Below are 23,094 nucleotides of genomic sequence, written 5' to 3'. Positions count from 1 at the left end.
CCGTGAACCGAGCTCTCCCCGCTGTACGGCTGCGTGTGCCCACCGACGAGGACGCGTTCTCCTGGCACCGGGTCTTCGACGACCCGGACGTCATGGAGTTCCACGGGGGCCGGTCCGCCGAGGTGTCGGTGTACGAGGAGCTGACCGCGCGCCAGCGCCGGCACGACGCGGAGCGGGGGTTCTGCCTGTGGTCGGTGCTGGACGACGAGGGCGGCATCGTCGGCTTCACCGGGGCCCAGCCGTGGCCGCACGCCTGGGGGCCAGAGGGCGAGATCGAGATCGGCTGGCGGCTGGGCCGGGCGCACTGGGGACGGGGGTACGCCACGGCCGCCGCCGAGGAGACGCTGGACCGGCTGCGGGCGGCCGGGGTGGGCCGGGTGGTGGCGATGGTCGACTCGCGCAACGAACGCTCCATCGCGGTCACCCGGCGCCTCGGCATGCGGCTCGCGGAGACGTTCACGACACCGGCCTCGGCACGGCAGGGGCACTGCTACCGACTTGACCTGTGACTGAGAGTAATTATCTGTCACAGAAAGCCACATGTCGCTTCCGGGTGGCTCGCGCCCGCGTTACCCTTCCAGTACCGCTGGGGGTGACATCTGTGCGTATAACACCCAAAACATCCGAAGCGCGCGTTCCCCGTCTGGTCGGCCTCATGGCCATGGACGCGCGCGAAACGGCCCGGGCCCGAGGGCTGTTCCTCAACGCGCCGGACCGCCCGGACTTCGCGCACACGGTGGTCGAGTACGTCGTACGCCAGTACCCGCAGCCCGGCGCCCAGGTGCCGCCGGACTCCGTGGTGTACGTGTGGTTCGACTTCGGTGAGGGCGAGGGCGGCGGAGGCGTGCGCGAGCCACGCATCCCGCGGCCGCCCACGGGCGGCATGCAGCGCGAACTGGGCGAGGCCGGCGACGCCTTCGAGATGATCAACCGGTGAGCGGCGGTCACCCGCCGGCGGGACTCAGCTCTCCTTGAAACCCCGGTGCAGCGCGACCACACCGCCGCTGAGGTTGCGCCAGGCCACCTTCGACCAGCCCGCCTTGCGCAGCCGCTCGGCGAGGCCGGGCTGGTCGGGCCAGGCGCGGATGGACTCGGCGAGGTAGACGTAGGCGTCCGGGTTGGAGGAGACCGTACGGGCGACCGGCGGCAGGGCGCGCATCAGGTACTCGGTGTAGACGGTCCGGAAGGGCGCCCAGGTCGGGTGCGAGAACTCGCAGATCACCACGCGTCCACCGGGCCGGGTCACCCGGTACATCTCCCGCAGCGCCGCGTCCGTGTCCTGCACGTTGCGCAGCCCGAAGGAGATCGTCACGGCGTCGAAGGTGTCGTCCTTGAACGGCAGCCTGGTCGCGTCGCCCGCCGTGAACGGCAGCCAGGTGTGCTTCTTCTTGCCGACCTGGAGCATCCCGAGGGAGAAGTCGCACGGGACGACGTACGCGCCGGTGCGCGCGAAGGGAAGTGAGGAGGTCGCCGTGCCGGCCGCGAGGTCGAGGACCTTCTGCGCGGGGCGCGCGTCGACCGCCTTCGCCACCTCCTTGCGCCAGCGCCGGTCCTGGCCGAGCGACAGCACGTCGTTCGTCAGGTCGTACCGTTCCGCCACGTCGTCGAACATCGAGGCGACTTCGTGCGGCTGCTTGTTCAGAGAGGCGCGGGTCACCCGCCCATTGTTGCAGCACGCCCTGCCGGGATCAGTCGCGGCTTCTTCTTCGCGGCCACGTCCTCCACCCAGCCGCACGCCGGCACGAACACGGCGATCAGGGCCCAGCCGACCCCGAACATGAACCACTGGCTGTCGAGCGGCAGGTACCGCTCGAAGGCGGGCACGTCCCAGAGCCGGTCGATCAGCGGGACCGCCAGGATCAGCGCGATCTCGTGCCACAGGTAGATCGTCACCGCGCGCGCCTGAAGACCGTGACCGTCCGGTCCAGGCGCCTGAATCGGCCGAGCCGGGCGAAGCCGATCCGGAACCGCGCCTTCGCCCACATCAGCGGCAGCACGAACCCGGCCGACCAGAGGGCCTGCGCGAGCGGGTTCTCGTCGAGGTCGTACGTGACGAACTCCGCCCGGTGCGCGAGGGCGTACCAGCCGCCGTACCCGAGCGCGGCGAGCGCGAGGACGCCGACGAGCGTGCCGATCCGGCGCAGCGCCTTGGACCGGCGCCCGGTGGAATCGACGAACACGCGTCCCCCGGCGGACCCGTTGCCATGTTTGCGGCGGCGACCACGTCCGGTGGCGCGACTTTCGAGGGCGGGTTCGGATTGCATTCCTCGGATATCAGGGAGGCTTCATATGGCCCTTTCCCGGGAATTCTTATGAGCCACCCATGAGACCGTCCCCAACCTGTCGATTCCCTGAGAGACCCAAGGAGCCCAATTCCAGGCCCATCGGACAAACAGCGCTCCCGAATCGGGCAACCTACATATAGAGCCCTACGATGCCGAATGGGAGCGTGTGAGAGATTTCCTCTGGGAAACAGCAATCCGTTTCCGTTCCGAGGCAGAGGCAACGAGAGCTGGCGCGTATGCGATGAGGCGTTTCCGGAAGCGCATGACTGGATTCACCTGCCTGTTTGCACTCGCTGTCACGGGCTGCTCAGGGCACTCCGGGAGCACGTCGTACACCCCGCCCCCCCCCCCGCGTACGCCCCCTACGTCAGCGCCACGGCGAGATCCGCCACCGACCCCGCCGGTTCCCCGGCGACGTACACCTCGCCTTCGTGATCTACGGTGACGACGACTGCACCCGGGAGCGGGAACGGCCGGACCTGGAGGTCTCGTTCGCCCTCCCGGTGAGGCCCTCGGGACTGGACGCGAACAGCCTCGCGCTGCTGGAGTCCGCGAACAGCCATGACGTCCAGGTCGCCACCGTCAACCACATGACGATGAACTACGGCGAGTCGTACGCCGGCGACATGGGCGACTACGCCCTCACCTCCGCCAGGGCCGCGCCCGCCCAGCTGAAGAGGGTGTTCGGGCTGTCCGACGCGGGCGCCTGGCGGGGCATGGCGCTCATCTCGATGATCGGCGTCAACGACGTGGCCGGGGGGATTTCCACCCTCTCCGACGCGGCCCAGGTACGGGCGTTCGCCGAGCAGAAGGAGATCGCCTGGGTGTCGATGTGGTCCACCTTCCGCGACCGGCGGTGCGAGGACGATTCCTCCGCGGACGACGCGGCGACCGACTGCAGCGGGGTGAGCCAGAGTTCGGGGGCGTTCGGGAAGCGGTTCTCCGGTTGAGACCGGTCAGCGGCCGCGGTACACCAGCCGCCCGCCGATCACGGTCGCCACACAGGTCCCGGCGCCGCGTCGGACCAGTTCGGCGCGGTCAGCGACGTCGAACACGGCGAGTCGGGCGGGACCGCCCGGCACCAGTCCCGGCAGCAGGATCAGCGGGGTCGGGGACAGCGCCACCGGACCCGGGAGGCGGTCCGGCCGCTGTCCCACCGCGAGCCCGGCCCTGCGCACCGCGTCGACCACGGCCCGCGACCGCAGCTCCCCGGCCACCGCCACCGTGCCGTGCGCCAGCAACCGCTGCACCCCGCGCCGCGCGCTCGCACCGAGGCGTGCGGGGTCGGCGCGGAAGATCTCCCGCGCCCGCGCTCCGACGATCGGCTCGGTGCCGAGCACATCGGCCTCGCGCGGGTCGGGGTGGTAAGTGGCCTCCAGCAGCTCCGGGCCATACGGGTTCAGCAGCCCCGGGGTGAGGATGCCGGGCCAGCGCCGGACCCTCGCCCGGGGTTCGGCGGCGGCCAGTTCCTCGTACGGGCCGACGCCGGCGATGGACGCCCCGTCGACCAGAACAGCGACCTCCGGGGACCGCTCGGCGACGTGAAGTGTCAGCACGGCGGGGTCAGTTGGACGCCAGCAGCTTCAGTTCCGGGTGTGCCGTGCCGCCGTCGATCGCCGTGGAGGAGATGTGGGAGACCACGCGGTCGTCGACCGGGTCGTTCGCCGGGTCGTCGTGCACGACGAGGTGCTCGTACGTCGTGGCGCGCTGGGCCGGGACGCGGCCCGCCTTGCGGATGAGGTCGATGATCTCGAGCCGGTTGGAGCGGTGCTTGGCGCCGGCGGAGGAGACCACGTTCTCCTCCAGCATGATCGAGCCGAGGTCGTCCGCGCCGTAGTGCAGGGAGAGCTGGCCGACCTCCTTGCCGGTGGTCAGCCACGAGCCCTGGATGTGCTGGACGTTGTCCAGGAAGAGGCGCGCGATGGCGATCATCCGCAGGTACTCGAAGAGGGTGGCCTGGGTGCGGCCCTTCAGGTGGTTGTTCTCGGGCTGGTAGGTGTACGGGATGAAGGCCCGGAAGCCGCCCGTGCGGTCCTGCACGTCACGGATCATGCGCAGGTGCTCGATGCGCTCGGCGTTGGTCTCGCCCGTGCCCATGAGCATGGTGGACGTCGACTCCACGCCCAGCCCGTGCGCGATCTCCATGATCTCCAGCCAGCGCTCACCGCTCTCCTTCAGCGGGGCGATGGCCTTGCGCGGCCGCTCGGGCAGGAGTTCGGCGCCGGCGCCCGCGAAGGAGTCCAGGCCCGCCTCGTGGATCCGGGTGATGGCCTCTTCCACCGGGACCCCGCTGATCCGGGCCATGTGCTCGACCTCGGAGGCGCCCAGCGAGTGGATCACCAGCTGGGGGAAGGCGTCCTTGATGGCCTTGAAGTGCTTCTCGTAGTACTCGACGCCGTAGTCCGGGTGGTGGCCGCCCTGGAACATGATCTGGGTGCCGCCCAGCTCCACGGTCTCCGCGCAGCGGCGCAGGATGTCGTCGAGGTCGCGGGTCCAGCCCTTGTCGGTGTCCTTGGGGGCCGCGTAGAAGGCGCAGAACCTGCACGCCGTGACGCACACGTTCGTGTAGTTGATGTTGCGCTCGATGATGTACGTGGCGATGTGCTCGATGCCCGCGTACTTGCGGCGGCGTACGGCGTCGGCGGCGGCGCCCAGCGCGTGCAGCGGGGCGTCGCGGTAGAGGACGAGCGCCTCTTCGGCGGTGATCCGCCCACCGGCGGCGGCACGGTCGAGGACGGACTGGAGGTCGGCCTTCTCGGACACCGGGTCCCTTTCGTCAAGGGGTGATCAGGAGCTGTGCGCGGAGCGCTCGATGCAAGGGTGGTGGGAGACGGGTGGACGGACCGGACCAGCCTACGCCAGCCGCTCCGGCCGTCCGCTGTCAGGCCGCGTAGGCGCCGATCAGCAGCCCGGCGAAGGCGCCGGCGATGAGGAACGGCCCGAAGGGTATGGCCGTCTTGCGGCCCGCTCGCCGGGCGACCACGAGCGCTCCGCCGTAGAGCGCGCCGAGCAGGAAACCGGCGAAGGTGCCGAGCAGCAGGGTCGGCCAGCCGTACCAGCCGAGCACGGCGCCCATGCCGAGCGCGAGTTTGACGTCGCCGAAGCCCATGCCGGACGGGTTGACGAGGAACAGCACGAGGTAGCCGCCACCGAGCGCGAGCGCGCCGTACAGCGCGGTGAGCCAGTCACCGGCGTGTTCCGGCATCAGGGTGACGAGGGCGAGCAGGCCGAGCCCGGCGGCCGCGAGCGGCAGGGTCAGCGGGTCGGGCAGCCGTTGCACCCGTACGTCCACGGCGGCCAGCAGCACCCACACCGGCGCGAGCAGCAGCCAGACGCCCAGCTCGGGCCGGGTACCGGTGGCGACGGCGAGGGCGGCGCAGGCGAGGGCGGTGGCGACGGCGAGGAGCACGGTGGACGGCGAGTACGGTGCCTTCGCCGCCTGCGGTGCCCGCACCGTCACCCGTGCCCGAGCCTTGACCCCTGTCCGTGTGGCCCCTTGTTCCCGCACCGCCTCCTGTGCGCACGGCCCGCACCGCGCCCGCCCGAGCCAGCCGCGGATCGGGTGCCCCTGCGCGCACCGCTCCCGCCACGGCTCGCCGGCCGGGACCGCGAAGCGGTAGGCGGCCCTGGGCAGCAGCGCCCCGGCCGCCGCGCCCCACAGCGCGGCGGCGAGGACCAGCGCCTCCGTGCTCACTCCTGCGGCACTCATCCGCTCTCCCCTTCCGGCGTGTGGTCCCGTTCGCCTCAGTCGGCCTTCGACATCCGGGCCACCGGATCGCCCTCGGCCGCACTCTCCGAGGAGTAACGAAGGTCGTCGCCGACCGGCGTCAACTCCACCGGGTGCGGCGCCGGGTCGCAGCCGGCGTGGTTGGACTTCGCGCCGACCGAGGTCGCCACGATCCGGGACGGCGTCACCTGCTTCAGGGTGAGGATGTCGACGCAGACTCCGCCGAGCTGGTCGGTCTGCCGCAGCCGGCCCAGCTCCTTGCCGACGGCCGCCTTGTGCACGGTGAGCCGGAAGGTGCCCATGGGCAGGCTGCCGCCGAGTCCGCTGGCCTCGCCCTCCCAGGTGCCGAGGTAGCGGGCCGGGATCGCGCCCGGCGTGCCACCGCTCGCGTCGGGTGCCCCGGAGGTCGAGGCGGCGGCCGAGTGGGAGGCCTGCGGTGCGCTGCCCGCCGTGTCGTGGTCGCCGCCGGCCCACGGCCGGAGCAGCGCCCCGAGCCCCACCGCCGCCGCGGCCGTCGCTCCCGCCACGGCCAGCGCGACGGTGCAGCTCACCCGGCGTCCGCGCCCCTTCTCGCCCGGCGTTGACGTCGCCGCCACGCTCACGGTGACCCTGCCGGGGGCCGGCCCCGCGTCCCGCGGCCCGGACTCGGCGGACGGCTCCCCGCCCCCGGTGCCCGGCTGCGCGACGGGACCCTCCGGGGAGCCGGCCGGAGCCCCGGGCGGCGGAGCCGGAGCGCCGGACGGCAGGGGCGGAGTCATCGACGGGGCCGGCCCGAACACCCCCGCGACCGGGACCGGACGGCCCTCGGACGGCGCCGTTCCGGACTGCTCCGTCCGGCCCCTCTCGCGCGTGAGGTGCGCGGCGCCCGAAGTCCCGCCCACCGAGGGGCTGCTGAAGCCCACCGGGCCGGACGGAGCGGCCTCGGCCGTCTCCAGGTTGAGCAGGCTCACGGCGCTCCGGCTGACCTGTTCGACCAGCGCGCCCGGCAGCCAGCCGCCGGCGATCAGGCGGGCGGTGCCCTCGGGGGCGAGCCGGCGGGCCAGTTCCGCGGGGGCCGGGCGGGCCGCCGGGTCCTTCGCCAGACAGGCGGCCGCCGCCTCGCGCAACTCACCCGTCAGGCCGCCGAGTTCCGGTTCCTCGTGGACGACCTTGTACAGCAGGGCGGCCGAGGAGTCGCCGGGGAACGGGGGCTCACCGGTCGCCGCGTAGGCCAGCACCGCGCCGAGGGAGAAGACGTCGGCCGCTCCGGTGACGCCCTTGCCGAGGATCTGCTCGGGGGACATGTAGCCGGGCGAGCCGACGGAGACGCCGGTCGAGGTCAGGGACGCCGTACCGTCCGTGGCCCGGGCGATGCCGAAGTCGATGAGCAGCGGGCCGTCCAGGGTCAGGAGCACGTTGGACGGCTTCACGTCCCGGTGCACCAGGCCCAGTTCGTGTACGGCGGTGAGCGCCTCGGCGAGGCCCGCGCCCAGGGCCCGTACGGTCCGCGCCGGCAGCGGGCCGCCGTCCGTGACGGCCGCGGAGAGGGAGGGGCCCGCCGCGTAGGCGGTGGCGACCCAGGGCACGGCGGCCTCCGGGTCCGCGTCCAGGACGGGCGCGGTCCAGGCGCCGCCGACCCGGCGGGCGGCCTCGACCTCCCGCCGGAAGCGGGCCCGGAACTCCTCGTCCAGCGCGAAGTGCGGATGCACGATCTTCACCGCGACCGTACGGCCGCCCGCGCTGCGGCCCAGGTAGACCCGGCCCATACCGCCGGAGCCGAGCCGGCCGAGCAGCCGGTAGGGCCCGACGGCGGCCGGTTCGTCGGCTCCGAGCGGCTGCATGGCGTGCACCTCTCCCCCGTAACGCCTCTCCCCGGCAACGCCTCACTGCCCGCAGCGTAGTGCCGTGGCGATTACGGCTGAAGCAGATCCACCTTCACGTCCGCCGGGAAGCCGGTCGTCGGGCCGACCCGGCGGGCGAACTCGGTGACCGCCTTCAACTGCGGTCCGCCGAAGCTGAAGTCGAGGGTGGTGAAGTACTGCTCGAGGGTGGCCTCGTCGAAGGACTCCCAGCGGGCGGCCTGCTCGGCGACCTTGCCGACCTCCTCCAGCGAGAGGTTGCGGGAGGCGAGGAAGGCCTCGTGGACCTTACGGGTGATGAGCGGCTCGCGCTCGGCGTAGTCGCGGCGGGCCGCCCAGACCGCGAAGACGAACGGCAGCCCGGTCCACTGCTTCCACAGCGCGCCCAGGTCGTGCACCTCCAGGCCGAAGCGGGGACCGTCGATCAGGTTGGCGCGCAGGGCGGCGTCGCCGATCAGGACGGCGGCGTCCGCCTCCTGCATCATCAGGCTGAGGTCGGGCGGGCAGGTGTAGTAGTCCGGCTGGACGCCGAAGCGTTCCGCCAGCAGCAGCTGGGCCAGCCTGACCGAGGTGCGCGAGGTCGAACCGAGGGCGACCCGGGCGCCGTCCAGCCGGTCGAGCGGGACCTGCGACACGATCACGCAGGACATCACCGGGCCGTCGCAGCCGACGGCGATGTCCGGGAAGGCCACCAGGTCGTCCGCGTTGCGCAGGAACTCCACGAGGGTGACGGGCCCGATGTCGAGGTCGCCGCGCACGATCTGCTCGCTGAGCTTTTCCGGCGTGTCCTTCGTCAGCTCGAAATCGAGGAGCGTGCCGGTTCTCGCGAGCCCCCAGTAGAGGGGCAGGCAGTTCAGGAACTGGATGTGGCCGACGCGCGGCCGGGTGCGAGAATTGTCCACATCGCGAGACTAGACCCCGTGCGGTACGGTGCCGAGACCGGCCCCGCCGTCAACCCACTCGAGTGGACGTTCAAACATTCGGGTGAAGTGATCTTGACCTCTATTGCTTTCGGCTGCCTGCGTGCTAGGCTCGCCGCAAGTTGCAGTTTGGTTTCCCTTGCAGTACAGAGCCTGCGGAGCATGTGACCGCGGGCTCTCGTCGTATTCAGACGAATGCAGTTGTGCAGCACCGTTTCGCACGTGCAGGTTCTGGAGCAGGGCAACCCTTTTGGGCCCAAGGAGGGCTTATGGCTACCGGAACCGTTAAGTGGTTCAACGCCGAAAAGGGCTTTGGCTTCATCGCCCAGGAGGGCGGCGGCCCCGACGTCTTCGTTCACTACTCCGCGATCAACGCCCAGGGCTTCCGCTCGCTCGAGGAGAACCAGCAGGTCTCCTTCGACGTGACGCAGGGCCCGAAGGGTCCGCAGGCGGAGAACGTCACCCCCGTCTGATCACTGCCTGATCGCAGAACCTGAGTGCAGTACCCAAGGAGCCCCACGCCGTACGGCGACGGGGCTCCTGCCTTTTCCGGGCCGGCGCTTTCGTGAATTCCCGGCGAATTCTCGGTGCGTCCGTCCCTCATGTGCGCCGTGCGCCGGGACAACGAGGACGGGATCCGGACCGGCGCTCCGCAGGAGGGGACCACGCGCCCGGGGCGGTCGGGTAATCGCCGGATACCAATTCGCCCCCCTCGCCCCGCCGTCGACACCTCGGACTCGGCCGGGGATACGCCGCCCGTCGGCGGGCGGCGAGGCAAACGGGGCGTGTGACCGGTATCGCGGGTCTGTCAGTGGTTCCGGCTACGGTCCCGGGCCATGACGGACGCCCAGGACTTCCTCACCGCCACCCGTGTCTTCTACGACACCATCGCCGCCGACTACGCCGACCACTTCAAGGACTCGCTCGCCGACCGGCCGCTGGACCGGGCCCTGCTCGCCGCCTACGCCGAAGCGGTCCCCGCCGGCGGGACGGTGGCCGACCTCGGCTGCGGCCCGGGCCTGGTCACCGGATACCTGGCCTCGCTCGGTCTCGACGTCTTCGGGCTCGACCTGTCCGAGTCCATGCTCGCGATCGCCCGCCGTGAGAACCCGGGACTGCGCTTCGAGCTCGGCTCCATGCTGGATCTGCCTCTCGCCGACGGTTCCCTGGCCGGGGTGGTGGCCTACTACTCGACCATCCACACCCCTGTGGACGAGCTGGCCGCCCTGCTGTCCGGGTTCCACCGGGTGCTGGCCCCCGGCGGGCAGTTGCTGCTCGCCTTCCAGGCCGGGGAGCGGCCGCTCCGGCTCGACCGCCCGTGGGGTCACCCGGTGACGCTCGACTTCCAACGGCGCCGCCCCGAGCACATGACGCGGCTGCTCGGGGAAGCGGGGTTCGGCCTCGCCTGGCGCACGGTGCGCGAACCCGAGGAGCGTCTCGGCGAATCGGTATCCCAGGCCTTTCTCCTCGCCCGGAAGTCCGCCCAGGTCACTACGCATGTCCGAGGGTGACTCAGGGGCTCCGTTAGCGGTTGAAACCGGGAGTACCGGGAGCGCGACCTGTGCCGGTAACCGGCGGGGACGGCATGGGGATCGACTCCCCCCAGCATCGGTTGCGGCGCCGGGGAGAAAGCGGCGACCGGATCCCGATCCGTATACCCAGGGGGAGTCACGACATGCGCACCATCGCACTGCGTACGAAGACGGTTCTGGCCACGCTCACCGGCGCCGGTGTCCTCGCACTCGGTACCGCCGCGGCCGTTCCGGCGACCGGTGTGCAGGACGCCCTGGTGCACGTCGCCTCCGGCTTCACGGGCCACCAGGCGGACGCGCCGGCCCTGGCGAACGGACACGGGCCCGGCTTCACCCAGGGCTGACCCCACCGCGCCCCCCGCGGCGCACACCCCAGCGACCAACGGCACCGGCCGGGCCCCACCCCCGCCGGTGCCGTTTCGCTGGACGGCCCCCGCGGGACCACTGCCCTGCCGCCGGGCCGGCCGGTCGGGCGCAGGCCCACCAGTCGGCCACGGGCCACCGATCAACCACGAGGCCGGTCCGTCAGCCCCGAGGCCGGCCGACGGCGAGGCCCTCAGCCGACCGCGAGGCCACCGATGAACCACAAGGCCAGTCGATCAACCGCAAAGCCGGTCCGGCCACGCACGGGACCGCCGAACGCGCGCAAGGCTGCCGGACGCGCGGCCGATGGTCCAGCCACGGGCCGGCCGGTCAACCACAGGAACCCCGGTCAACCACAGGCCCCCGTTCAGCCGTGAGGCCACGGCTACAGTCGGCGGCCCTCCTGGGTTACGCCCATCGCGTCGTACAGGTCCTCCGCCGCCCGCCGGTGGGTGTGGGCCGTCGGGTCGTCGCCCAGTTCGTGGGCGGCTTCCGCGAGGCCCAGCAGGGCGCGGGCCATCTCGATGCGGTAGCCGAGGCGGGACGCCAGCTCGTAGGCGTGGCGGTGCAGTTCCATCGCCCGCTCGGGCGCGCCGCGCCGCAGGTGGACCAGTGCGACAACGTTGACCACGGATGCCTGGCGCAGCGCCGTACCCTCGGCGGAGACCAGTTCCAGGGCCCGCTCGGCGTGTTCGGCGGCCGAGCGCACCTCGCCGAGGCGCTGGCAGACCTGCGCCCAGTGGGCGAGGACGACGGCCACGTTCGCGGGCTTGCGGGACTCGTCGCACAGTTCGAGGGCCTGGGCGAGACAGGCGCGGGCCCGCTCGTCCTCGTCGGTGCCGAGGTGGGCCAGGGCCAGCCAGGTGAGTGAGGCGATCTCGTTGCTGCGGTCGCCGAGGCTGCGGTTCAGCTCGGTGGCCCGGGCCGCGTACCGGGCGCCCTCGGCGTAGTGGCCCGACCAGGTCTCCACCGTGCTGAGGTTGTCCAGGGCCTGCGCCTCCATCCGGGCCGAGCCCAGCTCCTGGTGCAGGGCGATGCCCTGGACGAGGTAGGCGCGGGCCTCGTCGAAGTTGCCGAGCGCGCCGTGCAGCAGGCCGAGGACGTCGATGCACATGGCCTCGCCCCGGCGGTCGTCGGCGGAGGCCAGCTTCAGGGCTTCCTGGGCGGTGGTGATGCCGTCCTGGAAGTCGCCGAGCCACCAGTGGCCCACGGCCAGGTTGCCCAGGCTGATGCTGAGCAGCGCCGGGTCGTCGAGCTGCCGGCAGGCGCCGACGCCGATGCGGCCGACGACCCGGAACTCCTCGTAGTTGCCGCGCAGATCGAGGTAGAAGAGCAGATTGCGGGCGAGCAGCGCGGCGTAGCGGTGCAGCCCCCGCGTGCCCGCCTGGGTGGCGACCGCGAGCAGTGCGTCGTACTCGCGGTCGAACCAGCGCAGCGCCCCCTCGTCGCCGTCCAGCCGGGGCAGCTCGGGGCTGCCGGAGGCGGGCGGGTCGCCGTAGCGGCTGCGGCCGGGGAATAGCGTCTCGCAGGCCATGTCGGTGGCGACCGTGTAGTACGACACCAGCCGCTCGACCGCGGCCTCCTCGTCGTCCTCGGCCTCCCGCACGCTCATCGCGTAGGTGCGCACCAGGTCGTGGAAGCCGTACAGCCCCGCCTCGTGCTGCTCCAGCAGATGCGCGTCGAGGAGCAGTTCGAGGGCGTCCTCGGCGTCATGGACGCCGGTGCCGAGCAGCGCGGCGGCGGAGTGGACGTCGATGGTGCTCCCCGGATGCAGCCCGAGGAGCCGGAACGCCACACGCTGGTCCTCCTCCATCGCCTGGTACGACAGCCTGAGCGTGGCCTCGACGCTGCGTTCCCCGGCGCTCAGCTCGCGCAGCCGCCGGGTCTCGTCGGCGAGCCGGTCGACCAGGTACCGGACGGTCCAGCGGGGCCGGTTGCGCAGCCGGGCGGTGGTGATGCGCAGGGCGAGGGGCAGGCCGCCGCACAGGTCGGCCAGCAGGGCGACGGCGTCGGGTTCGGCGGCGGTGCGGTCGGCGCCGAGCATCCGGTTGAGCAGCGTGGTGCTGTCGTCGGCGGAGAGCTGCCCGAGGGAGAGCCACTCGGCGGCGTCGAGGTCGAGCATGCGCACCCGGCCGGTGAGGATGGCCAGGGAGTCCTCGGAGGCGGGCAGCAGTGGCCGGATCTGTGCGGCGTCGGCGGCGTTGTCCAGGAGGAGCAGCAGCTTCCGCCGCGCGGAAACGCTTCGCCACAGGGCGGTGCGTCTCTCCAGGTCGTCGGGAATGCGGTCGTCCGGTACTCCGAGGGTGCGCAGCAGCGAGTGCAGCACGGCGCCCGGCTCCTGGGCCTTCTCGCCGGGGCTGAATCCGCGCAGGTCTATGAAGAGCTGGCCGTCGGGGTAGTCGGCGGCGAGCTGGTGGGCGGCGTGCACGGCGAGCGCTGTCTTGCCGCTGCCGCCCATGCCGTCCACACCGACGATCCGGGTCCGCTCGGCGGCCGACGCCTGGCCCACCTTCAGCAGCCGGGCCAGTTCCGCGTCCCGGCCGGTGAAGTCCGGCAGGTCGTACGGCAGGGTGCAGGGCGCCGGTTCGGACCCGGACGGCTGGGCCGGCGGGGCTGGCACCAGCAGGGCGGCGCGGTCGGCCACCGACTGGGGCACCCGGGGGGCCACTTCGGGGCTGTCGCGCAGGATGGCCTCGTACAGCCGGGTCAGTTCGGCACCCGGGTCGATGCCCAGTTCCTCCACGAGGAGTTCGCGCATCCGGCCGAACTCCTCCAGCGCCTCCGCCTGCCGCCCGCCCCGGTACAGGGCGAGCATCAGTCGTCCGCGCAAGGTCTCCCGGAGCGGGTGCGCGGTGACCAGCTCGCGCAGCGGTCCGACCAGGTCGCCGGACTCGCCGAGTTCGAGCTGCAGCTCGAAGTACTGCTCGGCGACCGCCATGTGCCGTTCCTCGAGGGCGGCGGAGGCCGCGGAGATCACCGGGCCGCCCGCGCCCGCCATGACCGGGCCGCGCCACAGGTCCAGGCAGGCCCGCAGATGGCCGACCGCCTCGGCGGGCCGTCCGGCGGCCACCGCCTGGCGCGCCTCACGCGCACGCCGGCCGAACTCGTGCAGGTCGAGCTGCTCTTCTTCGAGCACGGCCCGGTATCCGGCGCCGTCGGTGACGATCAGGGAGGAGCCGCCGGGGATGCGGGTGCGCAGCGCGGCGACGGCCTTGCGGATCTGGTGACCCGCGGTCTGCGGCGGCTCGTCCTCCCAGGCGGCGGTCACCAGCCTGGGCATCGGCACCATGCGCCCCGGCTCCAGTAACAGCGTGACCAGCACCCGTTCCTGGGTGGGGCTGCCGAGTCTCAGCCGCCGGTCGCCGTGCCACCCTTCCAGCGAACCAAGGATGTTGAAGCGCACGACAGGCAGACCGGATGCCGCCGACTCCACGTAACCCGTCCCCCCGCCCCGTCGTACTGCTCAGCCCCCCCGATGTTCGGGACAATCCTAGGTTGTACCCCGAACCTGTCACATCGGAAGACGACTTCACGTTACAAGGGTTACCCCTTGGTCCGCGCCCAAAGCCGGACCATCTTCAGGCGAGCTGTGGGAGAACGGACCGCGTATCTCCGGCCAACGCCGGGTCGTGGCACAGGATGGCGCTCTCCACCTGGCGCAACGCGGGCGACGGCTGGATGCCGAGTTCGTCGTCGAGGTGGCGGCGCATGCGGCGGAAGACGTCCAGGGCGTCGGCCTGCCGCCCCGAGCAGTACAGGGCGATCATGAGCTGCTCGCAGAACCGCTCCCGCAGCGGGTGGTTGGTGTGCGCGTCGGTCAGCTCGGCGAGGACCGCCGCGTGCCGGCCGAGCCGCAGCTCGGCGTCGAAGCGCAGTTCCATGGCGCGCATCCGGTACTCGTCGTAGCGGGCACCCGCGAGCTGGCACAGGGTTCCGCAGGCGAAGCCGCCGAAGACCGGGCCGCGCCACAGCGCGAGCGCGTCGCCGAGAAGCCGGGCGGTGTACGCCGGGTCGCCCCCGCGGCACGACTCGGCATGCCGTACGGCCCTGACGAACTCGGCGGCGTCCAACTCGCCGTCCCCCACGACGAGCCGGTAGCCCGAGGGGTGGATGGTCACCCTGGAACCCGCCCGGCCCGGCTCCAGCCCGCGCAGCTTGCGGCGCAGCCGGCTGACGTGCGCCTGCAGGGCGTTGGCCTGGTTGTCGGGTACGGCGTCCCCCCACATCTCCTCGACCAGGCTCTCCCCGGAAACCGGCTGGCCCTCGCTGATCAGCAGAGCCTGCACCAGGGTGCGCTGCAGGTCGCCGGAGATCTCCGCAGGGCCGGACACGGTACGGATCTGCAGTGCCCCGAGGATCGAGAACTTCAGCATCCTGACTCCGCCTCCCGTTGATGTCGCTGGCGTCGTCGTCCTTCTTCCGGCGACGTATCAACAGTGCGGGGCCCGGCTACCGGATCGTTACCGGTCCGTTCCCGGCCGGGTGTCGTCACCGACGACGAGCGCCCGTAGCGAGGCCACCCGCCGGGCCGCCACGTCGGGCGAGTCGGCGCCGACGACGAGGTGGCCGGGGTGCGGCGCCTCGGGCAGTGAGACGTACCGGACGTGCGGCAGGCCACCCACCTCCGCCTCCGCCAGCCGCCACGGCGGGCTGATGAGCGCGGCGGCGGCGAAGCGGTTCGGCCGCACCGTGTCGACCAGTCGCCCGGCCAGCACTTCCACCGCCCCGGCCGCCAGGTCCAGCCCGCCGGCCGCCTTGACCAGTTCCGGCACCGGGTCGTCGCCGAGACCCGACCGGCAGCCGGTGATCACCGGGCCGCGCGGGGTGAGGGCGACGCTCGAATGGGCCGGACCGTACTGGTATCCGGTCAGGTCCAGCAGCGCGGTCACCACCGCGCGCACCTCGGCGGCGGTGTCGGCCGTGAGCGGCGCGGGGTGGAGCAGGCCGTAGGGCGTGCGGGCGACGATCGCGACGGCCTGGTGCATGCCGTGCACGCTCAGCGTCTCCACGGTCAGCCGCAGGTCGCCGGGGGCCACCTCGGTGCCGCCGGGCGAGAGCCGGTTGTCGCGGACGAGGCGCTGCACGGCGGCCGGGGCGGACAGCACCACGAGGGCACGGGCCGGGTTGACGCACAGCCCGGCCTCCGCGGCCTCGGCGAGGGGTGCGCGCAGCGCCGCCTCGTCCGTGGCGTCGGCCCGTATGGAGCGCACTTGGACTTCCGCGCGCGCGGCCTGGCGGACGAGGCGCGGGTCCGGGTTCAGCAGGAAGATCCGGCGGACGTCGTTGTGTTCTTTCATGCCTCTGCTCGGGGGACGGAGTAGGCGGGGGTGGAAAGGCAGGCTACGAGCGGCCGATACCGATCCGGTCCCGGCCGGTTCCCGAGGTGGTGCGAGTGCCCGGAACGCGTACTTCTGAGGGGGGCTGACGAACCGTGGGCACCACAGGACCCCCTTGTACGCTACCGGTTCCCGGGCACTTGCCGGGGGCGGTTTCACGGTAAGGACAGAGCAGCCGGTCAGCACCTCTGTCCGGCCGTTTTCCCCGCTTCGCGCGCCGAACGCGTCAGCGTTCGTAGAGGCTTTCGACCTCCTGGGCGAAGTCCTGCGTGATCCGTTCCCTGCGCAGCTTCATCGAGGGGGTCAGATGGCCCGCCTCCTCGGTGAAGTCCACGGGCAGCACGGCGAACCGGCGGATCGACTCGGGGCGGGACACCAGCCGGTTGGCCTCGTCCAGGGCACGCTGCAGGACGGCTTCCAGCTCGGCGTCCCCGACCAGGAGTTCCGGCGGCACCGGATGCCTGCCGTTCATCTGGCGCCAGTGGGTGATGCCGTCGGGGTCCAGGGTGACGAGGGCGGCGACGTACGGGCGCCCGTCGCCGACGAGCATGACCTGCGAGATCAGCGGGTGCTGGCGCAGCCAGTTCTCCAGCGGGGCCGGGGCCACCGACTTGCCGCCGGCCGTGATCAGCAGTTCCTTCTTGCGGCCGGTGATGGTCAGATAGCCCTCGTCGTCCAGCTCGCCTATGTCGCCGGTGGGCAGCCAGCCGTCCTGGGTGGCGGGGACCACTCCGCCGGCCTGCGGGTCCCAGTAGCCGCGCAGCACATGGTCGCCGGCGAGCAGGATCTCCCCGTCCGCCGCGATCCGCACCCGGGTGCCGGGCAGCGGCCAGCCGACCGTGCCCAGCCGGGGCTTGAGCGGCGGGGTGACCGTGGAGGCGCCGGCGGTCTCCGTCAGGCCGTACCCCTCGAAGACCTCGATCCCGGCGCCGGCGTAGAACGCGGCCAGGCGCCGGCCGAGCGGTGAGCCGCCGCAGATGACGTACTTGACCCTGCCGCCCATGGCGTTGCGGATGCGCCGGTAGACGAGCGGGTCGTAGAAGGAACGGGTCGTGCGCAGGGCCCGGTTGGGGCCGCCGCCGGTGCCGGTCTGCCGGGCCTCGAGCGCCTCGCCGTACCGCACGGCCACCGCGGTCGCCCGGTCGAAGGCGCCCGCCCGGCCGCCCTCCTCCGCCTTGGCCCGCGCGGAGTTGAAGATCTTCTCCAGCATGTACGGGATGGTCAGCAGGCAGGTCGGCCGGAAGGCGGCGAGGTCGGGCAGCAGGTCCTCGGCCTTCAGGCTCGGCGCGTGCCCGAGCCGGACCCGGGCGCGTACGCAGGCGATCGCCACCATCCGCCCGAAGACGTGGGACATCGGCAGGAACAGCAGTACCGACGCCTCCTCGGCCGATCCGGTCCGGAAGACCGGGTGGAGGAGCTGAATGGCGTTGTCGACCTCGGCGAAGAAGTTGCCGTGCGACAGCACGCAGCCCTTGGGGCGGCCGGTGGTGCCGGAGGTGTAGATGAGTGTGGCGAGGGTGTCGGGGCTCAGCATGCCGCGGCGTACGGCCACTTCGCCGTCCGGCACCTCGGCGCCCAGCTCCGCCAGCCGGTCCACGTGCCCCTGCTCCATCACCCACAGGTGCCCGAGGTCGGGCAATCGCTCCAGTTCGGGGCCCATCGCCGCGGCCTGGGCGCCGGTCTCGGTGACCAGGGCGACCGCGCCGGAGTCGTGCAGGATCCAGCGGGTCTGGAAGACGGAGGACGTGGGATAGACGGGGACCGTGACCAGGCCGGCCGCCCAGGCGGCGAAGTCGAGCAGCGTCCACTCGTACCTGGTCCGGGCCATCACCGCGATCCGGTCGCCCGGCGTCAGCCCCGACGCGATCAGGCCCTTGGCCACCGCGAGCACCTCGGCGGCGAACTGCGCCGCCGTCACGTCCGTCCAGCGGCCGTCGGCCGTCCTGCGGCTGAGCACGACGGCGCCGGGGTCGGCCTCGGCGTTCTCGAACGGCAGTTCCGCGAGCGAGCCGTGCCGCACCGGCGGTGCGAACGGCGGGACGTACGCCTCCCGTACGGCACCGTCCAGCCGCCGGGTCTCGGGTTCCACCAGGACCGGCAGGCCGTCGTAGTCGGTGGCCTGGACGGGGGCGCCGGAGGAGACCGGGGCGCTCGGGTACGGAGTGGACACGGGGCGGCTCCTCGGGCGTGCAGCGGCGAACTGCTTGCTGCCTGACGTACGTGCCTCGGGCGGCGAGGCGTTCACCGGCGGCGGTCCCGCAGTAAGGAGTTACCGGCGGTTAGGCAGGTGATCGTACGGGTCGACTGTGGGGGGATTGTGCGAGTTCAGGGATGGTCCGGGGACGGGGGTGTGCAGCCTCAAGGATCATGTGAGAGACGTTCATGTTCCCTGGCTCACACTCACCGCCCCAGGCCGGTCCGGCCCGCCGGCCAGTGGTTTCACGGGCGTTCCAGGATCGCGGTCACGCCCTGGCCGCCGGCCGCACAGACGGAGATCAGGCCCCTGCCGGGCCCGTCCCGCTCCGCGAGCAGCTTCGCCAGGGTGGCGACGATCCGCGCCCCGGTCGCCGCGAACGGATGCCCGGTGGCCAGCGACGACCCGGCCACGTTCAGCCGGGCCCGGTCCACGGCCGGCAGCCCCCGCTTCTCCCAGGCGGCGAGCGTGGCCAGCACCTGGGAGGCGAAGGCCTCGTGGACCTCGATCAGGTCGAAGTCGTCCAGGCCGAGACCGGTGCGCTCCAGCAGGCGCGGCACCGCGTACGCCGGGGCCATCAGCAGGCCGTCCTCGCCGCCCGCCGCGTCACCGTGCGCGAAGTCGACGGCGGCCGTCTCGTACGCGGTGAGGAGGGCGAGGGGCTGGAGGCCGCGCGCCTCGGCCCAGTCCTCGCTCGCCAGCAGGACGAGGGCCGCGCCGTCGGTGAGCGGGGTCGAGTTGCCTGCGGTCATGGTGGGCCCGGGGTCCTGCAGGCCGAACACCGGTTTCAGGGCGGCCAGTTCCTCCGGGGTGGAGGTGGGACGCAGGTTCTGGTCGCGGTCCAGGCCGCGGAAGGGGACGACCAGGTCGTCGAAGAAGCCCCTGTCGTACGCCGCCGCCAGCCGCCGGTGACTGGTGGCGGCCAGTTCGTCCTGCGCCTCCCGGGTGATGCCCCAGGCGCGTGCGGTCACCGCCGCGTGTTCGCCCATCGAAAGTCCGGTGCGCGGCTCGGCGTTGCGCGGGATGTCGGGGACCAGGTGCCCGGGGCGGATCGCGGCGAGGGCCTTCAGCCGGGCGCCCGTGGTCCTCGCCCGGCGGGCCTCCAACAGGATCCTGCGCAGCCGGTCGTTGACGCCGAGGGGCGCGTCGCTCGCGGTGTCGGCGCCGCCCGCGACCGCCGACTCGGTCTGGCCGAGGGCGATCTTGTTGGCGGCGGCGATGACGGCCTGGAGCCCGGTGCCGCAGGCCTGCTGGATGTCGTAGGCGGGGGTGCGCGGGTCCAGCCGGGAGCCGAGCACGCTCTCGCGGGCCAGGTTGAAGTCCCGGCTGTGCTTGAGGACGGCCCCGGCCACGAACTCGCCCACGGCGCCCGGCCCGTCGAGGCCGTACCGCTCGGCCAGGCTGTCGAGGACCGCGGTGAGCATCCGCCGGTTGGAGGCGGTGGCGTACGGGCCGTCGGAGCGGGCGAACGGGAGGCGGGTGCCGCCGATCACCGCGACACGCCGCACCCGGGGGCGCTCGGACGGGGTTGCGAGGGAACTCATCTCGACCTGCTCCTCAGCCGTGACATAGGCTTACCTCCGGTAACCTTACTCCAGAGTAAGCATCTTTGACCGAGTCGCACGGGAGTTGGACATGGCCGACCGCTACCTGAGCCTCACCGCCACGGCACCGGGCCGTTTCCTCACCCGGCGCCTGGGTCTGCCCCAGCCGGCCGAGCTGCGCCGCTGGTCGGCCGAACACCCGGCGCTGGACGGCCCGCTGCTGCATCTGACGGCCGGGACCTCCGCCCTGGACCCGGCCCGCGTGCTCGCCCGCACCGGCCTCACCGCCGGCGACCGGGACCCGGCCGCCGTCGTCCTGGACGCCACCGGCGTACGGGACGTCGAGACGCTCGGCGAGGTGCACGCGGCCCTGCGTCCCGTCGTACGGTCCGTCGCGCCGAGCGGCCGGGTCCTGGTCCTCGGTGCCCCGCTCGACCCCACCGACCACCACCAGGCCGCCGCCCAGCAGGCCCTGGAGGGCCTCACCCGCTCGCTCGGCAAGGAGATCGGCCGGGGCAGGACCGTCAATCTGGTCCGGCTGACCGACGCGGCCGCCGCCGAGTCCACCCTGCGCTTCCTGCTCTCGCCCAGGTCGGCCTACGTCAGCGGCCAGGTGGTCGAGGTCGGCGCCGGGCCGGCCATCGCCCCGGCCGACTGGTCGAAGCCGCTCGCCGGGCGGACCGCGCTGGTCACCGGCGCCGCGCGCGGGATCGGCGAGGCCGTCGCCGAGACGCTGGCCCGGGACGGCGCCCATGTCGTCGTGCTCGACGTGCCCGCCGCGGAGGCGGACGCCCGCCGGGTCGCCGAGCGGCTCGGCGGCACCGCCCTCGCCCTGGACATCACCGCCGACGACGCGGGCGAGCGCATCGCCGGCGCTCTCCCCGACGGACTGGACGCCCTGATCCACAACGCGGGCATCACCCGGGACCGCCGGCTGGTCAACATGCCCGCGGACCGCTGGAGCACGGTGCTGGAGGTGAACCTGGGCAGCGTGCTGCGCACCACCGACGCCCTGCTCGCCAAGGGCGCGCTGCGCTCCGGCGGCCGGATCGTGGCCACCGCCTCCATCGCCGGGCTCGCGGGCAACGCCGGGCAGACCAACTACGGCGCGAGCAAGGCGGGCGTCGTGGGCCTCGTACGGTCCCTCGCGCCGCGCGCGCTCGCGGAGCACGGGGTGACCGTGAACGCGGTCGCGCCCGGGTTCGTCGAGACCCGGATGACGGCCGCGATCCCGCTGTTCATCCGGGAGGCCGGCCGCCGGATGAACTCCCTCGCGCAAGGAGGCCTGCCGGCCGACGTCGCCGAGACCACCGCCTGGCTCGCCCACCCGGCCTCCGGCGCGGTCAACGGCCAGGTCGTCCGCGTGTGCGGCCAGAGCCTGCTGGGAGCGTGAGATGACCGCCGTCACCCTGTCCTCCACCCCCGCGCTGGCCCCGCTGCTGGCCCGCGGCGCCCTGCGCTCGCCGTTCAAGCGCCCGTCCCCGGAGGCGGACTTCCCGCGCGACCGTCTGGTCCTGCCCGGCCTGCGCGTGGACCTGGCCCGGCTGGCCGCCTACGAGCGGGTCTGCGGATTCGCCCCCGGTCCCGCCGACGACGCGGACGCGATGCCCGTCACCTACCCGCACGTCCTCGGCTTCCCGTTGGCCATGCGCCTGATGAGCGGCCGGGACTTCCCGCTGCCGCTGCTCGGCCTGGTGCACACCTCGATCGGGATCGTCCGCCGCGCCGGCCTGCCGGCCACCGGGGAGTACGAACTCGCCGTGCGCGTAGCCGGTCTCGCCCCGCACCGGCGCGGCACCGAGGCCACGGTGGTCACCGAACTGCGGGCCGGCGGGGACGCCGTATGGGAGTCGCGGAGCACCTATCTCGCCCGGCACCGGACGGGCGCGGGGGCCGGTGAGGCCCCGGGGTCCGACGAGGAGCGGCGGCACCCGCTTCCGGTGGCGGCCGAGTGGCGGCTCCCCGACGACCTCGGCCGCCGGTACGGTGCCGCGTCCGGGGACCGCAACCCCATCCATCTGCACCCGCTGACCGCACGCCTCTTCGGCTTCCCGCGCGCCATCGCGCACGGCATGTGGACGGTGGCCCGCTGCCTGGCCGCCCACGGCGCGCCCGAGGCGGCCCGGATCGAGGCCCGGTTCCGGGCACCGGTGCCGCTGCCGGGAACGGTGACCTACGGCACGGACGGCACCGGCCGTTTCGAACTGCGCGGGGCCGGGGACCGGCCGCACCTGACCGGCGAGGTACGGGCGCTGACGCCGTAGGGCCCCCGGCCGGGCTCAGGACCTCAGTCCTCGAAGCGCGGCGGGCTCCAGGGCCGGCCCTGCATCAGGTTGCCCAGGCCCGCCCAGGCGAAGTTCATCAAGGTGGCCGCCGCCTGCCGTGCCGTGGTGCCCGGGGTGGCGTTCGCCCAGGCGGCGAGGGACTCGGCGGCGCCGACCAGGGCCTCGGCGAGCCCGGCGACCTCGCGCTCGGCGAGGTCCGGATCACGGTGGGCCTCGCGGGCCGCGACGGCGATCAGCCGGGTCACGAACGCGACGATCTCCTCGCGCATCACGGTGACCTCGGCGGCGAACAGCTCGCCGTGGGTACGGGCCTGGAGGTGCAGCACGGCCCAGCCGTCGGGGTGCTCGGCGGTGTGCGCGAAGAACGCCTGGAGCCCGTCCCAGAGCCGGCGGTCGGCGGGCAGGTCACCGCGCACGGCGTTGCGGACCGCCTCCGACAGCGCCCTGGCCTCCCGGCGGATGCACGCCGTGAAGAGGTCTTCCTTGGAGTTCAGGTAGAGGTACACCAACGGCTTGGACACGCCCGCCAGTTCGGCGATCTCGTCCATCGACGCGGCCATGTACCCGCGCCGCCCGAAGATCCGTACGGCGGCGTCGAGCATCTGCTGCTCCCGCACCGCACGCGGCATCCGCTTGGTCTTCACGGCACCCATGGGGAGAACCCTAGTTGTGCCGCCGGGGCGCCCGGCGCTCAACGGCCGACCGGGACGTCAGGAGGCCTGGCTCCGCGCCGGCGTGGTGTCGTCGGCCACGTCCTCCTGGCTGCGGTTGGAGTCCAGGTTGGCCTTCATCCGGTCCACCCGGTTCACGATCCGCACCGAGGCCCGCTCCCGCTCCCGGCGCAGCACCACCCAGCTGATCGGCGCCGACAGCACCAGCGCGAGGAGCAGCACCCACAGGAGGTTCGAGTCGCCGAAGCCGCGCGGGAAGATGCCGGAGTAGACGGCTCCCCAGACGACCACGAGGCAGCCGGCGAAGATGCCGAGGCGCATCAGCGTGTAGCGGAGCATCTCAATCCACTCTTCCGTGTCGTACGGTCCGAAATCCCGCGGGGCATCGTCCAGTGAAGC

At 72.8% G+C, this 23,094-nt stretch carries 20 protein-coding genes and 2 pseudogenes; 8 read left to right on the top strand and 14 right to left on the bottom strand.

The features are described 5' to 3' along the window. Positions 1 to 2 precede the first annotated feature (2 nt). Together ACFVVO_RS00560 and ACFVVO_RS00555 are read left to right on the top strand one after the other, a co-directional pair. A complete protein-coding gene (locus ACFVVO_RS00560; protein WP_390050797.1) occupies positions 3 to 509 on the top strand; it encodes a GNAT family N-acetyltransferase in 507 nt (168 codons plus the stop codon). A gap of 92 nt (positions 510 to 601) precedes the next feature. Continuing rightward, a complete protein-coding gene (locus tag ACFVVO_RS00555; RefSeq protein WP_390050796.1) occupies positions 602 to 937 on the top strand; it encodes a PASTA domain-containing protein in 336 nt (111 codons plus the stop codon). Between the two features lie 24 nt (positions 938 to 961). On the opposite strand, the gene ACFVVO_RS00550 is transcribed toward ACFVVO_RS00555, so the two are convergent. After that, complete coding sequence (locus tag ACFVVO_RS00550; RefSeq protein WP_390050795.1) at positions 962 to 1,657, bottom strand: demethylmenaquinone methyltransferase; 696 nt, start codon at positions 1,655 to 1,657, stop codon at positions 962 to 964. Then, positions 1,654 to 2,123 (bottom strand): annotated as a pseudogene (locus tag ACFVVO_RS00545) (acyltransferase); the annotation flags it as partial. The pseudogene ACFVVO_RS00545 and the gene ACFVVO_RS00550, both read right to left, overlap by 4 nt. A gap of 403 nt (positions 2,124 to 2,526) precedes the next feature. Between ACFVVO_RS00545 and ACFVVO_RS00540 the strand changes: the two are divergent. Beyond that, positions 2,527 to 3,235: pseudogene (locus ACFVVO_RS00540) on the top strand (hypothetical protein). A gap of 6 nt (positions 3,236 to 3,241) precedes the next feature. On the opposite strand, the gene ACFVVO_RS00535 reads toward ACFVVO_RS00540, so the two are convergent. From ACFVVO_RS00535 to ACFVVO_RS00515, 5 genes are all read right to left on the bottom strand, one after another. Beyond that, on the bottom strand, positions 3,242 to 3,841 hold the full coding sequence (locus ACFVVO_RS00535; protein ID WP_390050794.1) for a hypothetical protein: 600 nt from the start codon (positions 3,839 to 3,841) through the stop codon (positions 3,242 to 3,244). A gap of 7 nt (positions 3,842 to 3,848) precedes the next feature. Beyond that, a complete protein-coding gene (mqnC, locus tag ACFVVO_RS00530; protein WP_390050793.1) occupies positions 3,849 to 5,048 on the bottom strand; it encodes a cyclic dehypoxanthinyl futalosine synthase in 1,200 nt (399 codons plus the stop codon). A gap of 118 nt (positions 5,049 to 5,166) precedes the next feature. Then, positions 5,167 to 5,994, bottom strand: a complete 828-nt coding sequence (locus tag ACFVVO_RS00525) for a prepilin peptidase (RefSeq protein ID WP_390050792.1) — start codon at positions 5,992 to 5,994, stop codon at positions 5,167 to 5,169. A gap of 35 nt (positions 5,995 to 6,029) precedes the next feature. Continuing rightward, positions 6,030 to 7,832, bottom strand: a complete 1,803-nt coding sequence (locus ACFVVO_RS00520; protein ID WP_390050791.1) for a serine/threonine-protein kinase — start codon at positions 7,830 to 7,832, stop codon at positions 6,030 to 6,032. Positions 7,833 to 7,903: 71 nt separating this feature from the next. Further along, positions 7,904 to 8,752, bottom strand: coding sequence for a menaquinone biosynthetic enzyme MqnA/MqnD family protein (locus tag ACFVVO_RS00515; protein WP_390050790.1), 849 nt, complete (start codon positions 8,750 to 8,752; stop codon positions 7,904 to 7,906). Positions 8,753 to 9,039: 287 nt separating this feature from the next. On the opposite strand from ACFVVO_RS00515, the gene ACFVVO_RS00510 reads away from it, so the two are divergent. The 3 genes from ACFVVO_RS00510 to ACFVVO_RS00500 all read left to right on the top strand — a co-directional run bounded on the left by ACFVVO_RS00510 (position 9,040) and on the right by ACFVVO_RS00500 (position 10,646). After that, positions 9,040 to 9,243 (top strand): cold-shock protein, encoded by a 204-nt coding sequence (locus tag ACFVVO_RS00510; RefSeq protein ID WP_003974443.1) that lies wholly within the window; start codon positions 9,040 to 9,042, stop codon positions 9,241 to 9,243. 363 nt (positions 9,244 to 9,606) lie between these two features. Continuing rightward, positions 9,607 to 10,281, top strand: coding sequence for a class I SAM-dependent methyltransferase (locus tag ACFVVO_RS00505; RefSeq protein ID WP_390050789.1), 675 nt, complete (start codon positions 9,607 to 9,609; stop codon positions 10,279 to 10,281). Positions 10,282 to 10,445: 164 nt separating this feature from the next. Continuing rightward, positions 10,446 to 10,646, top strand: coding sequence for a hypothetical protein (locus ACFVVO_RS00500; RefSeq protein ID WP_390050788.1), 201 nt, complete (start codon positions 10,446 to 10,448; stop codon positions 10,644 to 10,646). A 404-nt stretch (positions 10,647 to 11,050) separates the two neighbouring features. Here the strand turns inward: ACFVVO_RS00500 and ACFVVO_RS00495 are convergent, their stop codons facing one another. The 5 genes from ACFVVO_RS00495 to ACFVVO_RS00475 all read right to left on the bottom strand — a co-directional run bounded on the left by ACFVVO_RS00495 (position 11,051) and on the right by ACFVVO_RS00475 (position 19,739). Then, the gene (locus ACFVVO_RS00495; RefSeq protein WP_390050787.1) at positions 11,051 to 14,098 is read right to left on the bottom strand and encodes a BTAD domain-containing putative transcriptional regulator; all 3,048 of its coding nucleotides are present in this window, start codon (positions 14,096 to 14,098) and stop codon (positions 11,051 to 11,053) included. Positions 14,099 to 14,243: 145 nt separating this feature from the next. Next, complete coding sequence (locus ACFVVO_RS00490) at positions 14,244 to 15,038, bottom strand: BTAD domain-containing putative transcriptional regulator (protein WP_390050786.1); 795 nt, start codon at positions 15,036 to 15,038, stop codon at positions 14,244 to 14,246. Between the two features lie 87 nt (positions 15,039 to 15,125). Beyond that, positions 15,126 to 15,962: a hypothetical protein gene (locus ACFVVO_RS00485; protein WP_390050785.1), complete on the bottom strand. Its 837-nt coding sequence runs from the start codon at positions 15,960 to 15,962 to the stop codon at positions 15,126 to 15,128. 265 nt (positions 15,963 to 16,227) lie between these two features. After that, complete coding sequence (locus tag ACFVVO_RS00480; protein WP_390050784.1) at positions 16,228 to 18,171, bottom strand: AMP-dependent synthetase/ligase; 1,944 nt, start codon at positions 18,169 to 18,171, stop codon at positions 16,228 to 16,230. Positions 18,172 to 18,440: 269 nt separating this feature from the next. Then, a complete protein-coding gene (locus tag ACFVVO_RS00475; protein WP_390050783.1) occupies positions 18,441 to 19,739 on the bottom strand; it encodes an acetyl-CoA C-acetyltransferase in 1,299 nt (432 codons plus the stop codon). 91 nt (positions 19,740 to 19,830) lie between these two features. Here ACFVVO_RS00475 and ACFVVO_RS00470 point away from each other — a divergent pair, with 91 nt between their 5' ends. Then, a complete protein-coding gene (locus ACFVVO_RS00470) occupies positions 19,831 to 21,132 on the top strand; it encodes a 3-oxoacyl-ACP reductase (RefSeq protein WP_390050782.1) in 1,302 nt (433 codons plus the stop codon). A 1-nt stretch (position 21,133) separates the two neighbouring features. Further along, on the top strand, positions 21,134 to 22,003 hold the full coding sequence (locus ACFVVO_RS00465) for a MaoC family dehydratase (protein WP_390050781.1): 870 nt from the start codon (positions 21,134 to 21,136) through the stop codon (positions 22,001 to 22,003). A gap of 23 nt (positions 22,004 to 22,026) precedes the next feature. Here ACFVVO_RS00465 and ACFVVO_RS00460 read toward each other — a convergent pair whose 3' ends face one another. Continuing rightward, entirely contained in the window at positions 22,027 to 22,677 is a 651-nt protein-coding gene (locus tag ACFVVO_RS00460; RefSeq protein WP_390050780.1) for a TetR/AcrR family transcriptional regulator, read from the bottom strand. A gap of 57 nt (positions 22,678 to 22,734) precedes the next feature. Next, entirely contained in the window at positions 22,735 to 23,034 is a 300-nt protein-coding gene (locus ACFVVO_RS00455) for a DUF4229 domain-containing protein (protein WP_390050779.1), read from the bottom strand. Between the last annotated feature and the right edge of the window lie 60 nt (positions 23,035 to 23,094).

The sequence above is a fragment of the Streptomyces sp. NPDC058145 genome, assembly GCF_042884245.1.
Lineage (GTDB): Bacteria > Actinomycetota > Actinomycetes > Streptomycetales > Streptomycetaceae > Streptomyces.
This window is presented reverse-complemented; position numbering and strand designations above follow the sequence as displayed.

Coding starts and splice junctions, on each gene's coding strand:
- ACFVVO_RS00525 (WP_390050792.1), bottom strand. CDS start 5,994: ATGAGTGCCGCAGGAGTGAGCACGGAGGCGCTGGTCCTCGCCGCCGCG.
- ACFVVO_RS00520 (WP_390050791.1), bottom strand. CDS start 7,832: ATGCAGCCGCTCGGAGCCGACGAACCGGCCGCCGTCGGGCCCTACCGG.
- ACFVVO_RS00510 (WP_003974443.1), top strand. CDS start 9,040: ATGGCTACCGGAACCGTTAAGTGGTTCAACGCCGAAAAGGGCTTTGGC.
- ACFVVO_RS00505 (WP_390050789.1), top strand. CDS start 9,607: ATGACGGACGCCCAGGACTTCCTCACCGCCACCCGTGTCTTCTACGAC.
- ACFVVO_RS00500 (WP_390050788.1), top strand. CDS start 10,446: ATGCGCACCATCGCACTGCGTACGAAGACGGTTCTGGCCACGCTCACC.
- ACFVVO_RS00490 (WP_390050786.1), bottom strand. CDS start 15,038: ATGCTGAAGTTCTCGATCCTCGGGGCACTGCAGATCCGTACCGTGTCC.
- ACFVVO_RS00485 (WP_390050785.1), bottom strand. CDS start 15,962: ATGAAAGAACACAACGACGTCCGCCGGATCTTCCTGCTGAACCCGGAC.
- ACFVVO_RS00475 (WP_390050783.1), bottom strand. CDS start 19,739: ATGAGTTCCCTCGCAACCCCGTCCGAGCGCCCCCGGGTGCGGCGTGTC.
- ACFVVO_RS00470 (WP_390050782.1), top strand. CDS start 19,831: ATGGCCGACCGCTACCTGAGCCTCACCGCCACGGCACCGGGCCGTTTC.
- ACFVVO_RS00465 (WP_390050781.1), top strand. CDS start 21,134: ATGACCGCCGTCACCCTGTCCTCCACCCCCGCGCTGGCCCCGCTGCTG.
- ACFVVO_RS00460 (WP_390050780.1), bottom strand. CDS start 22,677: ATGGGTGCCGTGAAGACCAAGCGGATGCCGCGTGCGGTGCGGGAGCAG.
- ACFVVO_RS00455 (WP_390050779.1), bottom strand. CDS start 23,034: ATGCTCCGCTACACGCTGATGCGCCTCGGCATCTTCGCCGGCTGCCTC.